Annotated in this window: 10 protein-coding genes and 1 tRNA gene; 3 read left to right on the top strand and 8 right to left on the bottom strand. The window is 39.3% G+C overall.

Translation table 11 applies throughout. From position 1 onward, the window contains the following. Positions 1 to 42: 42 nt before the first annotated feature. The 5 genes from purE to EL171_RS01685 all read right to left on the bottom strand — a co-directional run bounded on the left by purE (position 43) and on the right by EL171_RS01685 (position 3624). The gene (purE, locus tag EL171_RS01705) at positions 43 to 534 is read right to left on the bottom strand and encodes a 5-(carboxyamino)imidazole ribonucleotide mutase (protein WP_005387862.1); all 492 of its coding nucleotides are present in this window, start codon (positions 532 to 534) and stop codon (positions 43 to 45) included. Between the two features lie 436 nt (positions 535 to 970). Next, complete coding sequence (locus EL171_RS01700) at positions 971 to 1411, bottom strand: hypothetical protein (protein WP_005387853.1); 441 nt, start codon at positions 1409 to 1411, stop codon at positions 971 to 973. An 8-nt stretch (positions 1412 to 1419) separates the two neighbouring features. Further along, positions 1420 to 1869 (bottom strand): hypothetical protein, encoded by a 450-nt coding sequence (locus tag EL171_RS01695; RefSeq protein WP_005387851.1) that lies wholly within the window; start codon positions 1867 to 1869, stop codon positions 1420 to 1422. Between the two features lie 26 nt (positions 1870 to 1895). Next, positions 1896 to 2471 carry a xanthine phosphoribosyltransferase gene (locus EL171_RS01690; RefSeq protein ID WP_005387850.1) on the bottom strand — a complete coding sequence of 192 codons (576 nt, stop codon included), beginning with the start codon at positions 2469 to 2471 and terminating at the stop codon, positions 1896 to 1898. Positions 2472 to 2718: 247 nt separating this feature from the next. Continuing rightward, positions 2719 to 3624 carry a LysR family transcriptional regulator gene (locus EL171_RS01685; RefSeq protein ID WP_005387848.1) on the bottom strand — a complete coding sequence of 302 codons (906 nt, stop codon included), beginning with the start codon at positions 3622 to 3624 and terminating at the stop codon, positions 2719 to 2721. 268 nt (positions 3625 to 3892) lie between these two features. Here EL171_RS01685 and EL171_RS01680 point away from each other — a divergent pair, with 268 nt between their 5' ends. The 3 genes from EL171_RS01680 (at position 3893) to EL171_RS01670 (ending at position 9371) form a co-directional block, all read left to right on the top strand. Beyond that, entirely contained in the window at positions 3893 to 7633 is a 3741-nt protein-coding gene (locus tag EL171_RS01680) for a phosphoribosylformylglycinamidine synthase (protein ID WP_039969597.1), read from the top strand. A gap of 162 nt (positions 7634 to 7795) precedes the next feature. Next, positions 7796 to 9031, top strand: a complete 1236-nt coding sequence (locus tag EL171_RS01675) for an FprA family A-type flavoprotein (RefSeq protein ID WP_005387845.1) — start codon at positions 7796 to 7798, stop codon at positions 9029 to 9031. 249 nt (positions 9032 to 9280) lie between these two features. Next, a tRNA-Ser gene (locus EL171_RS01670) sits at positions 9281 to 9371 on the top strand. A 124-nt stretch (positions 9372 to 9495) separates the two neighbouring features. Here EL171_RS01670 and mmuM read toward each other — a convergent pair. The 3 genes from mmuM to EL171_RS01655 form a co-directional block, all read right to left on the bottom strand. Further along, positions 9496 to 10521 (bottom strand): homocysteine S-methyltransferase, encoded by a 1026-nt coding sequence (mmuM, locus tag EL171_RS01665; RefSeq protein ID WP_005387843.1) that lies wholly within the window; start codon positions 10519 to 10521, stop codon positions 9496 to 9498. A gap of 75 nt (positions 10522 to 10596) precedes the next feature. Then, positions 10597 to 11382: a basic amino acid ABC transporter substrate-binding protein gene (locus tag EL171_RS01660; protein ID WP_005387840.1), complete on the bottom strand. Its 786-nt coding sequence runs from the start codon at positions 11380 to 11382 to the stop codon at positions 10597 to 10599. 369 nt (positions 11383 to 11751) lie between these two features. Then, a complete protein-coding gene (locus EL171_RS01655; protein ID WP_005387837.1) occupies positions 11752 to 13686 on the bottom strand; it encodes an OPT family oligopeptide transporter in 1935 nt (644 codons plus the stop codon). Positions 13687 to 13789: the final 103 nt, after the last annotated feature.

Here is a 13789-nt window from a genome sequence, read left to right as displayed (position 1 = left end):
CGCTTACTTTACTAGCAATGTAATCTGTAACAAATTATATGATTATAGTTTAATAGCGCCTTGTAGCTCTGCATTATCTGCTAGGACTTTTTCGGCCATATCTTTACGATACTGTACATATTGTTCTTTCAATTCTTTGTTGAAAGCTGCTCCAATTTGTACGGCAAAGAGTGCTGCATTTTTAGCGCCGTCAACAGCCATTGTCGCTACGGGCATACCAGATGGCATTTGAACAATAGCAAGTAAGGAATCGATACCTTTTAAGGCCGTTGCATTAAGAGGAATACCGATAACAGGTAATGTAGTAAAGCTAGCTACTACGCCAGGTAGATGAGCTGCTGCACCAGCACCAGCGATAAATGCGATAGCTCCTTCATCTTCAAGTCTTGTAACAAATTCTTTTACAGCTTCAGGTGTACGGTGAGCTGAAGCAATTACCATTTCATAAGGAATGTTGAATTCATCAAGTACGGCAGATGCCTTTTTCATTGTGTCTAGGTCAGACTTGCTGCCCATAATAATACCGACCTTCATAGATCCTCCTAATAAAAAAGCCCAGCCGAAATAGACTGGGAAAAATGCGCACAAATAGCCTCCGTAGACTTGCGTTGAGTTTGTTGATTTGCATAGTTCACGGTGCTACCTCCTTCTTGTACACAAATTGTAACACCTAACATTTACAAAATCAACATTATTTTCGAATATTTTTTAATTAATTATTTTTATTATTCGTTATATTCCGAACTTTTAGAAAGAATTAAATTTAATTATATCGACGTTATTCAAAATATATGATTAGAAATATATACTCTTTTTTACAAAATCAAACATTCTATTAAAGTTAGGTCTTTAGAGGTATTAATGTATATTTTACAAAAAATAAAAAGAGGGTATCCCACCTTTATAGATAGGATACCCTCTTTTAATTAATTTCCGAACATTACGCTCTTTAATCTGTATTTGTTATTAATTAGTGTGTGCTACTTTCAAAAGCAGCTTTCAACTCGCCTACAGCTTCAGGGACATAGTCTACGATAGAAGACATCAATGCATACATTAATGCTGGTTCAAACGCATCGTCACCACACATGTATACACAGTCTAAATATAGACTGGAATCTTGTTCATCAATATATAGCTTATAGTTTTTGTATGTCGCATTGTCGCGGTTGATCAACGCATTCAAGGCATTCATATTTTGTGCGGTTACCTTTTCAGGGCCTAACACCAAACGAATTACACTGTAAATACTGTTATCAAGAATGACAAATAACGGCATATCCCACAACGGGGATTTAATGTAAGAACGGTATACAACAGTACCGTCTTCATCCTCAAAATCCTTACGTTCAAAGGATGTGATTTCTTCGTCTTTTAAAAACTTATCAAATAATAATGCTTTAGGATTCATAACAACCTCTATTTAGCTAAACCAGCTACTTTAAGAATGCCTTTATGTACAGCATCTAAATGTGGTTGAACGACTTCAAGCAATAAATTAACTACTACTGTAGGATCAAATTGCTCAGTCAAACCAGGAACAGACACATCCATATAGATGTTATTGTCTTCATTGCTCACATAGTATTTAGATACTTTATAATCTTGATTCAATGTATTAAGTTCTTTCAACACAGCAGGAATCACTTTTTCATCAATAGATGTTGTTGTGATAGCAATACGTGCATAGGAGAATGCAGAATCATCCACAACGATGAATACAGGCAAGCTATGCTCATGAACATCCAAACGGCCGTGGTAAACGACTGTATGAAGGTCATCTGTCATTTCTTCCTTTGTAAACCAAGAGTTACCGCCTTTATTTAAGTCAGCAACGAGTAAGTCAAATTTTTCTGCTTTTTGATTCATAATTCCCTCTACAAATAATCAGACTATTAGTCTTCGATAAATACACAACCATTGTCTTTAAATTCTTTAATACGAACTAAAGACTCAACACGATACCCTGCATTTTCAAGGCGTTCACGACCAGGTTGGAAGGATTTTTCGATAGCGATCGCCATACCAACCACTTCATCACCAGCGTCTTCCACCAATTTAGCAAGGCCCATAGCAGCCTCACCAGATGCCAAGAAGTCATCGATGATCAACACTTTTTCACCGGCTGGCAAGAATTTTTTAGAAATAGTAATATCGTAGTTTTCCTCTTTTGTATAAGAGTACACAACACTATGATATACATCATCTACCATAAGAATAGATTTTTTCTTACGCGCAAATACTAATGGCACATCAAGTTCAAGAGCAGCCATCAATGCCAATGCAATGCCAGATGCTTCAATAGTAACAATACGTTGTACACCTGCATCACGGTAACGATCGGCGATTTCTTTACCGATTGCTTTAAACAATTGTGGATCGATTTGATGATTCAAGAAACCATCGACTTTTAGCACGCGATTATTGAGGACAATCCCCTCTTCACGAATGCGTTGTTTTAATAATTCCATGTGCTCTTACCTCCGCAGCATAACTATCTTTAAATTTTAACGTAAATAACCCCTTAGGGTCAACCTATATCAAGTAAAAGACTTAACAATACAGCTAGAAAAACAGCTCTCTTTAAGACTTCAAAACTTTCCACACTAAATTATAAAATTCAGTAGGTTTATAACAATATAATATAGCACAGATAACAGTACTCTAAAATATAAAAAGACACACTTTCTGAAAATTCTCATAAAGTGTGTCTCATTATTATAAAACCTTATCGCGTGTGCTTTCACGATTAACGAGCAAGGATGTAAAGCGCGCAGCCCCTTCAGATTGAGGTACCAAACGAGAACGGACAAGTACAATATCACGTGTTGGCACTGGAATATCTGTATCGATACGTACCACTGTACCTTCTTGCATCTTTTGTTGCACTACATGGTTAGGCAACATAGAAATCCCCATGTTAATTTCTACAAGATCAAGCAGCACATCGACGCTACCCAATTCAAAGCGCGGTTTACGGCATGCGCCATGAGTTACTTCATCAAAGAATGTACGGCTCGCAGAACCTTTATGCAAGAGCAAAATAGGCTCATTAAGAAGACGACCTTGATCAAAGAAGCCTGCCCCTTTATAATCAGGACCACCAACAAATACATCTTGAATTGTAGCCAATGTAGTTACCTCTAGTTGAGGATTATCGCGCAAGCCTTCATAATCGTTAACGACGGCTAACTGCGCTTCTTTGTTGAGTACTAATTCTACACAATCAGGTGATGGTCGATTAATGATATGTAGTCCGATTTCGCTTTCTTGCAATTGCCATTTATGGAAGTAAGGCAATAAGAAATGGCGACATAATGTATCTGTAGCAGCCAGATTTAAACTTTCATAAGCTTGGCTAACACGTTCTTGCAATTGAGTTACACCATTATCAAGAATAGAAAAAGCCTTAGCTACTGTATCAAATAATTCTTTGCCTTCTGGCGTGAACCCTACAGATTTTGTAGTGCGCACAAAAAGAGGCATATTAAGTTCACCTTCTAATTGCTTAATGCTTTGGCTGATGGCGGATTGAGAAACGCCTAACTCTTTGGCTGCACGGGAAAAGGATAAATATAAGCCTACCCCTAAAAAGGTTCTATATAAATCTGCAGATACTGCCATTTTATTCACCTCTGTTATATACTAATAGTAGTGTCTTACTTTTAAATATACATATCATTTACTATATTATAAGCATGGACTCTCAATATATAATGAATATGTAGAAATCTTCATGAAAGTTAGGTCTTATGACCTTCATGAACCCTTCATATTTATTAGTATTTCTAATCTTTTCATAAGTAAGATTATCTTTACTTATAAGTCTAGACCGACTATACTTAATTTGTCAATATCCCACAGGGAATTATATACATTACAGGAGGCTACAATGGCTATACAACGATTATTCGTAACAAAACGAGAATCTTTCAACCAAGAAGCACAACGCATGTTACAAACCTTACAACAGGAATTATCTATGCCTGCTACAGGGGTAACCATCTACGAGCGTTATGATATCGAACATGTAGATGCAAAAGATTTAGAGGCTGCAAAAAACCTTATCTTCTCCGAGCCTCCTGTAGATACAGTATTAGAAGAAATCCCAGCTGTACAAGGTTTCGTTTTCGCTGTTGAATATGTGCCAGGTCAATACGATCAACGTGCTGACAGTGCTGAGCAATGTATTTCCATGCTCACCCTTACATCTGGCCACATCGTTCGATGTGCTCGTGTATATGCTATTGAAGGTACTTTCACAAAAGAACAAGAAGAGGCTATCAAAGCGTACTACATTAACCCAGTAGATTCCCGCGAAGCGAGTCTTGAATTACCAACTACATTGGCCCTTGAATTAGAAGATCCTAAACCAGTGGCAACAATCGACGGTTTTACAGACATGAGCGATGCTGATTTAGAAACTCTCATCGATAGCTATGGTCTCGCTATGACATTGGCAGACCTCAAATTAATTAAGCAACAATATGCAGAGGTAGAGCACCGCAATCCTACCATTACAGAAATTCGCCTCTTCGATACCTATTGGTCCGACCACTGCCGTCACACTACATTCATGACAGAATTAACGGATATTACTATCGAGGATAGTCGTTTTACGGGCTCTGTAAAAGAAGCTCTTGAAGAATACATGGAGGGCCGCGCTGAGCTATATACAACAAAGAAAAAGGCTCGCTCCCTCATGGACATGGCAACACTTGCAGTCAAAGAGTTGCGTCATACAGGTGGTTTAACAAATCTTGATGAATCCGATGAAATCAATGCATGTACAATCATCGTTCCTGTTGATGTAAACGGCAAAACCGAAGAATGGTTGTTATTATTCAAAAACGAAACTCATAACCACCCTACTGAAATCGAACCATTTGGTGGTGCTGCAACTTGCTTAGGTGGCTGTATCCGCGATCCATTGAGCGGTCGTGCTTATGTATACCAAGCTATGCGCGTTACAGGCGCTGGCGACCCTCATACTAGCCTTGAAGATACATTAGAAGGCAAATTACCACAAAAGAAAATTACCCAAGAAGCTGCTCGTGGCTACTCCTCTTACGGCAACCAAATCGGCCTTGCTACAGGTGAAGTAAAAGAATATTACCATCCTGGCTATGTAGCTAAACGCATGGAAATCGGTGCTGTTATCGGCGCTGCACCTCGCAATCAAGTACGCCGTGAAGTACCAGTCGCAGGCGATGTAGTAGTATTGCTCGGTGGCAAAACTGGCCGCGATGGCTGTGGTGGCGCTACTGGTTCCTCTAAAGAACATACCGTAGAGTCCCTTTCCACATGTGGCGCAGAGGTTCAAAAAGGCAATGCCCTTACAGAACGTAAAATTCAACGACTCTTCCGTCGCGGTGAAGTAACAACGCTTATTAAACGTTGTAATGACTTTGGTGCAGGCGGTGTATCCGTTGCAATTGGTGAATTAACAGATGGTGTAACAATCAATCTTGATTTAGTTCCTAAAAAATACGCTGGCCTTGATGGTACAGAGCTAGCCATCTCTGAATCTCAAGAACGTATGGCTTGCGTCATCGCCGCAGCTGATGTAGAAACATTCAAATCCTATTGTGACGAAGAAAACTTAGAGTGCACCGTTGTAGCTGATGTAACTGATACAAATCGCCTTATCATGAACTGGAACGGCGAAACAATCGTAGATATCAGCCGCGATTTCTTAAATACAAATGGTGCTAGCCAACAACAAGAGGCTATCGTAACAGCTCCAGCAGATCGTTCTTACTTCTTACGCGGTTCTTCAAGCGCAGATAACTTCAAAGAAAAATGGCTTGCCGCAGTATCCGATTTAAATGCCGCTTCCCAACAAGGTTTAGCAGAACGCTTCGATAGCACTGTTGGTGCTAATACAGTGCTCATGCCATTCGGTGGCAAGTTCCAAAAGACGCCTACCCAAGGTATGGTCGCAAAATTACCTGTATTAAATGGTGAAACTACAACTGCGAGCATCATGACACATGGCTTCGTACCAGAATTATCTGCTTGGAGTCCATACCATGGCGCACAATATGCAGTACTTTTATCTGTAGCTAAATTAGTAGCTCTTGGCGGTCATCGTGAAGATGCATACTTAACATTACAAGAATACTTTGAACGCCTCAATTCTAAAGAATCTTGGGGCAAACCTGTAGCAGCCCTTCTCGGTGCCTATAAAGCTCAAAAAGAACTTGAAATCGGCGCTATTGGCGGTAAAGATTCTATGAGCGGTACCTTTATGGATCTTACAGTTCCTCCTACCCTCGTATCCTTTGCAGTTGGTACAGCCCATGTAGATAACATTGTAAGCCAAGACCTTAAAGGCGTAGATCATCGCCTTGTATTCTTCGATGTACCTCGTACATACGATGACACTCCAGATTGGGATCGTTTCAAGGAAAACTGTGAAGTTTTACAAGAACAAATTGAAAAAGGTCGCGTTTACTCTGCTTATGTAGTTGACCAAGGTGGCATCCCTGAAGCAGTTACCAAAATGGCTCTCGGCAACAACATTGGCGTTAAATTCGATAAATATGCTGAACGAGCTATCTTCCAACCAGCTCTTGGTGCATTTATTGTAGAAGTAGATATTAAAGCTGTTAACTATCTCTTAGAATTACCAGGTCTTAAAGTAATCGGTGTAACACAAGCAAATCCTGTTATTGAATGGGCCGACCAATCCGTATCTCTTAAGGAAATTCAAGCAGCTTATGAAGCTCCATTAAACGATATTTTCCCTATGCATGCGCCAAATGGTGTTGGTGAAGCGGTAGCGTACATCCACGACCAACATGCTAAACCTCGCAGCACATCCTTAGGGGCAAAACCTAAAGTACTCATCCCTGTATTCCCTGGTACAAACTGCGAATTTGATTCCGCTCGTGCCTTTGAGCGTGCTGGGGCAGAAACAGATATCGTAGTCATTCGCAATCAAACACCAGAACAATTAAAAGAATCTATCGATGTAATTAAAACAAAATTAGCTGAATCCCAAATTCTTATGTTCCCTGGTGGCTTCAGTGCTGGTGATGAACCAGATGGTTCTGGCAAATTCATGGCTACCCTCTTCCGCAATCCATACCTTGCAGAAGGTTTAGAAAACCTCTTGTACAAACAAGATGGCCTTGTACTTGGTATTTGTAATGGCTTCCAAGCCCTTATCAAGTTAGGCTTGTTGCCAGGTGGTCATATCGAAACGTTAACCGCCGATCATCCTACATTGACATACAACACAATCGGTCGTCACTTGTCTCGTATGGTTAACACTAAAGTTATTTCTACTAAATCTCCTTGGATGAGTGATGCTAAAGCAGGTGAAATCTACACTGTGCCAATTTCTCACGGCGAAGGTCGCTTCATCGCTTCCCCTCAACAAGTATTGGAATTCAACAAAACTGGTCAAATTGCTACGCAATATGTAGACTTTGATGGTATTGCCTCCATGGATAGCCACTTCAATCCAAATCAATCTGTAGCTGCTATCGAAGGCATTTATAGTCCAGATGGTCGCGTATTCGGTAAGATGGCTCACTCCGAACGCTGCGATGCTGGTATCAGTAAAAATATTCCTGGTTTATTAGAAATGCCAATCTTTACATCTGGTGTAAAATACTTTAAATAATTAATGATTATTCTTTCCTGTGAAAGCCTACTCCTTTGGGTAGGCTTTTCAATATTGATTTTTTTCGAAAATATTAGTATTATAAGTTGATGATATATTTACGAACATGAGAATTCGTGTAAACCTATACATAACAAATGTGAGTTAAGAAAGGATTTTATTATGCATTGTGCTCAGAAAATGACCCATAATATCTACTGGATTGGTAGTAATGACTGGACTACAGAACGTTTTGAAAACTTATTCCCTATTCCAAATGGTGTTAGCTATAACAGCTATTTCATCGATGATGAAAAAACTTGTGTTGTAGACTCTGTTGATGCTGAAATTCGCGAAGAATACTTCGACAACTTGACTTACCTATTGAATGGTCGCGACCTTGATTACATCATCGTTAACCATATGGAACCAGATCATTGCCAAACATTGTTGGAAACATTGGAACGTTATCCAAACTGTAAAATGGTTGGTAATGCTACAACATTCCGCATGTTCGAGCAATTCTACAATTCTCCAAAACCAGACCAATATTACACTGTAAAAGAAGGCGACGAAATTTGCCTTGGTAAACATACTCTTGTTTCCTACACTATGCCTATGGTTCACTGGCCAGAAGTAACTTGTACATTTGAAAAATCTACTGGTACATTGTTCTCTGCCGATGCTTTCGGTACATTTGGTACAGTGAATGGCAATATCTTTGCCGACCAAACTGATTACGTTGCTACATACGAAGAAGAAGCTCGTCGTTACTATACAAACATCGTTGGTAAATACGGTCCTCAAGTACAAAATGCAATTCGCAAAGTTTCTGGTCTTGATATTAAACGCATTGCTCCACTTCATGGTCCAATCTGGCGTACACCTGAATCTATCCATTATATCTTGCACAAATACTTACACTGGTCCAGCTACACAGCTGAACAAAAAGGTGTAGTTATTGCCTTTGGTTCCATGTACGGCAACACTCGTGCTATTGCACAACAATTGGCAAAACAATTGTCCAAACGCGGTGTGACAGATATTAAAATTTATGATGTTTCCAAAACTAATGCTTCCTACATCATCGCTGATGCTTGGAAATACACTAACTTGGTAACAATTGCACCTACATACAATTTGAACCTATACCTTACTATGGAAAACTTCATTCATGAATTGAAAGCGCTTAACTTCCAAAACCACAAGGTATCCATCATAGGTAACCACTCTTGGGCATCTGCTGCAATGAAAACAATGGTTGCTCACTTCGAAAACGACTTCAAAGACATTGAAATCGTATCCGAACCACTTGATATCAAATCCTCTTTGAAAGAAGAAGATCTTCCAAAAATCGAAAAAATGGCAGACGATATCAAAGCATCCATCGATGCAGCTGAAATCAAAGAAGTATTATAATACACAAACTAAAGGCCGCCTGTTTAGGCGGTCTTTTTTCTTATACTTCAAAGGATACATATCTTACGTTTTAACAATATGTGGCGTAACATTTTTACAATTTAATTATTACTACTAACTGTAGAAACTTAGCTAAATTTTTGGAGTTTAAAAGTCTTATGAAAGTCTAAGATTTTCACGATTTTTTGCTTGACATAAATCTAACTTTTTCATATACTATACAAGTACCTGTTACACAACAGAATACATGGAGAGGTGTCCGAGCGGCTGAAGGAGCATGATTGGAAATCATGTGTGCGGTTATCCCGTACCCAGGGTTCAAATCCCTGTCTCTCCGCCATAGTAAAAGCAGTGCTTATGCACTGCTTTTTTATTACATAAAACCAATAAAACATCAGCTAATAGAAAAAGGCTATCGAATCAACATCGATAGCCTTTTATGCTTATATCATTAGTTTATGTCACTATTTATGAATTTTTTTAGCTATATCACCAATGATTTCAGGTGTTGTTCTACAACAACCACCTATGATATCTGCCCCCGCATTACGCCATACATCAACGTAATCTACAAATGATGCAGGGTCTCCATACCATGTCTTAGTTTCACTATCATAGCTTTCACCAAGATTAGGGTATACAGCAATTGGTTTATCCGTAACAGTACGAATATCCTTAATCAAGGACTCTACGTATTCTGGCTTAGTACAGTTGACACCAATACCAGTTATAGGTCTAACCTTATCGATCATTTCTGCACATTTAATGATGGTTTCACCACTAGAAACATGATGTCCATCTTTACAAGAAAAGGCGATCCATCCTGGAATCCCTCTCGATGTATATGGATCAGACATGGCGCGAGCTATGGCAATGGCTTCATCATAAGAGGGAATAGTTTCAAAGGATAATATATCCGGGTTTTCTTCACAGAATAATGCTAACCGAGGAATATGGAATATTTCGAGATATTCAGTCTGCACATCAGGATATCCACGGTACTCAGATCCATCCGCCAAAAATGCACCATATGGTCCTACAGAAGCCGCCACTAATGGTTTAGGCAATGCACCTTCAGAAAAATATCTAACCCCATCTGGGGTCTCTTCTCCCAGTGTAATGCCACGCAATGTAAGTGCCCCACTCGCCTTAGCCTCTACAAACTCATTGCGAGCTTGTACTGCCAAGCGAACAGATAATTTTACAAGTTCAATAGCCTCTTCCGTACCATAACCTAGGCCTTTAAAGCCAGCTACTGTTGCTTGATATCCAGAGCTTTGAATGATATCAGCCCCAGCTGCCAAGTACGAGATATGTATTTTTTTGATGATATCCGGTTGGTCCATAAGAATCTTAGCAGACCATAATTTATGCTGAAGATTGCAGCCGTAACGCTCTAACTCTGATCCTAAGCCACCATCTAAAACGAGGGCGCCCTTCTCTTTAATTATATCTAAAAATGCACGTCGTTTAGCCATCATATCACCCATTCTATACTACCTCATATCATTTGAGGTTTACTAAACGTATTATAACAAATAATACGCTTAGGTTCTATCTACAAACTATTTTAAATCCTCTGCAGGTGGCTCTTTACCAAACCATTTTTTATAAATCTCTGCATATTTGCCATTGGCTTTAATCTTAGCCAAACCATCGTTAACTTTATTAAGAAGCTCTGTATTGCCTTTCTTCACAGCAATACCAAGTGGTGCCGCATCATAGTCCTCTCCAGTGACCTTTGCGATACCTTTGCCCTTACTATTAACATAATATTCGTTGACCGGTGTATCGTTAATAACTACATCTACACCTCTATTTTGTAATTCTAAGAATGCATCTACGATGAGATTAAATTGGCGCACATCGGCATTAGGAATCTTACTAGCAATTTCCGCACCAGTAGAACCAATGGATACACCGATACGCTTTCCTTCTAAGTCCTTAAAACTATTGATATTAGTGTTATCGATATTTACAACAAGGCCATTACCTGCAATATAGTATGGTTTACTAAAGTCTACAGACTTAGCACGATCCTCGGAAATAGTCATATCCGAAATAGCAATATCGATGGTATTACTTTGTAGTGCTGGTAAAAGTGCATCAAAGTTCAAGTTTTGAACATCTGCTTCAACGCCCTCTTCCTGTGCAATGGCATTAATAATATCTACATCAAAACCAGCTAATTTTCCACTGTCTTTATCTTTAAAACCAAATGGTGCATAGGTTGCATCAGTACCAACGCGCCATGTCTTTTGACTAGTACCTGTATTACCACAGCCTGCTATAAATAAACTACTAGCGATGGTAAAAGCCCCTAAAAGAGTTGCTATTTTCTTAAATTTCATAATTAATCTTACTCTAACGTTACAATAATCTGTAAAGCTTTCTTTCTATATACGAATAAATCTATCTATACCTACAGTATGAGTATAATAAAAATAATACCTCTAGAGGTATTATAATATTATGATAACATTCGATATAGTTAGGGTCAATAAATCCAACTATATTAATAGGTATTATATTAACATAGCTTTTAGCTATACCGAAAAAATCATTCACTCCTATAGTCTTAATACTAAAATAGATAATGAAAAGACCGCCCTTACTAAGCAATATAAACTCAGTAAAGGCGGTCATCCCCAGAGTGGAGAATTCCTAACATATTTGAAGTAAGCTATATACTCACATTCTAGAGGATATCCTATTCAATATTAAGCTTTTTTAGCTTTTACGTACATAGCTACCTTGTACAAGAATGCACAGAGTAACAAGTACATTACGATACTGAGGTATGTTGCTTCCGGTGTTTCAACCCAAGCTTCAGCAAATACATCAATACCTGCAATACGAAGTACGGCACTGAACAAAGATCCAATAGCACCACCAGCTACGAGACCAGATGCAATTGTGCTACCTTTGGAGAAGCGAAGATCTGCCAATTCTTTATCTTTTGTACTGTTTTGTACGAAGTATGCAATCAAACCACCGATAAGTAATGGTGTGTTGATTTCCATTGGCAAGTAAGTACCAAGGGCAAATGCCAATGGTGGAACTTTTACCATCCACAAGATGATTGCGAATAATGCACCAGCCATATATAGAGGCCATTGAGCACTACCGCCAGTCATCATCGGCTCAATGATAGCAGCCATAGCATTCGCTTGTGGCGCATTTAATGCATGGTCCCCTACGAAGCCATATGCATCGTTTAAGAGGATCATAACGCCGACAGAAAGTACGGCACAAAGAATGGTACCAACGATTTGCCATTGTTCCATTTTCTTAGGTGTAGCACCTGTCATGTGCGCTACTTTAAGTTCAGACATGAAGTTACCAGCCATACCGATAGTTGTACCAATGAAGGATGCCATCATGAGGACTGCAATCATACCTACTTTACCAGTCATGCCTGCTGCTGTTAAGCATACAGCGGAGATGATAATCATGAAGATTGTCATACCAGATACTGGTTCTGTACCTGTATAAGCGATGGAGCTAATACCTACTACAGATAATAGGAAGGACATGATAAGAACGATTAAGAATGCTACGATTGTTTGACCGAAGCTTTCAGCATACATAAAGTGGAAGTATGCTGCGAATAGAACTGTACATAACAAGATGCCAGCGCCAATCCAAGATGTAGGTATGTCGCGTTGTGTACGAAGCAAATTAACATCTACAGTTTTAGAACTGAAAATATCAAGCACTGCATTTTTAACAACACTAGCCACTACTTTGGACATATTGAGCAAGCCGATGATACCTGCCATAGCAAGCATACCAATACCAATATGGCGAACATAGTCTAAGAATACTTTACGAATTGGAGCTTCTGCAAGTGGAACTGCATGACCATTGATTTGCATGATATGTTCCGGAGCTAAATAGTATACGATTGGAATACATACGAACCAAGAGAAGAAGGAACCAGCTGCGATAATAGCTGCATACCGTAAGCCTGTGAAGTAACCAAGGCCAAGCAACGCAGCATCTGTATCTACAGCAGCATTTAATTTAGTTGAATCTGCTAGTGCAGAACCCCATTTAAATGCAGTAGTACGGATAACCTCTTCCCACCAGCCAAGGCTGTTAAGAATAAAGTCATATATAAGAGCGATAAGACCAGAACCAAGCATGAGTTTCGCTTTGCTACCTTCATTACTCATTAGTACTTCAGCAGCAGCACGACCACTTGGGAACGGATACACATAGTGCATTTCCTCAACGAAGTAGCGACGGAACATAACGCATAATAGAACACCAAGTACGCCACCAAGGATGATAGGAATCGCCATCTGTACGAAGGATACATCTGTAACATTCCAAATGTATAGAGCTGGCAAGAAGAACATCGCACCAGCTAATGTGTTCGTACTAGAACTAGCGATAGCCTGAATGTGAACCGTTTCGGCAAAAGCATTTTGCCGTTTCAAAATAACTGCTGTACCCATAGCAAGTACAGATACTGGAGCAAAGGCATCTACTGTTTGACCAATTTTCAAACATAAATAACCTACAGCCAGTGTAAAAATTGCCGCATAGAATAGGCCCCAGAATACTACATATGAGTTAATCTCTACGTAATCATTCTTAGGATCCAATACGGGTTCTACGGGCGGAATAGAACGAGTTTCGTCCGACATGGTAAAACCTCCTCACAGAAAATGTACAAACGTATAACTATTCACCTTTATACTAACACGGCACTATATATGGTTCAATGCTTTTCTATGCATTATGCGAATA

The organism is Veillonella dispar (assembly GCF_900637515.1).
GTDB classification, from domain to species: domain Bacteria; phylum Bacillota; class Negativicutes; order Veillonellales; family Veillonellaceae; genus Veillonella; species Veillonella dispar.
Note: the sequence above shows the minus strand (reverse complement) of the source record. Positions and strands in the feature narration are given on the sequence as shown.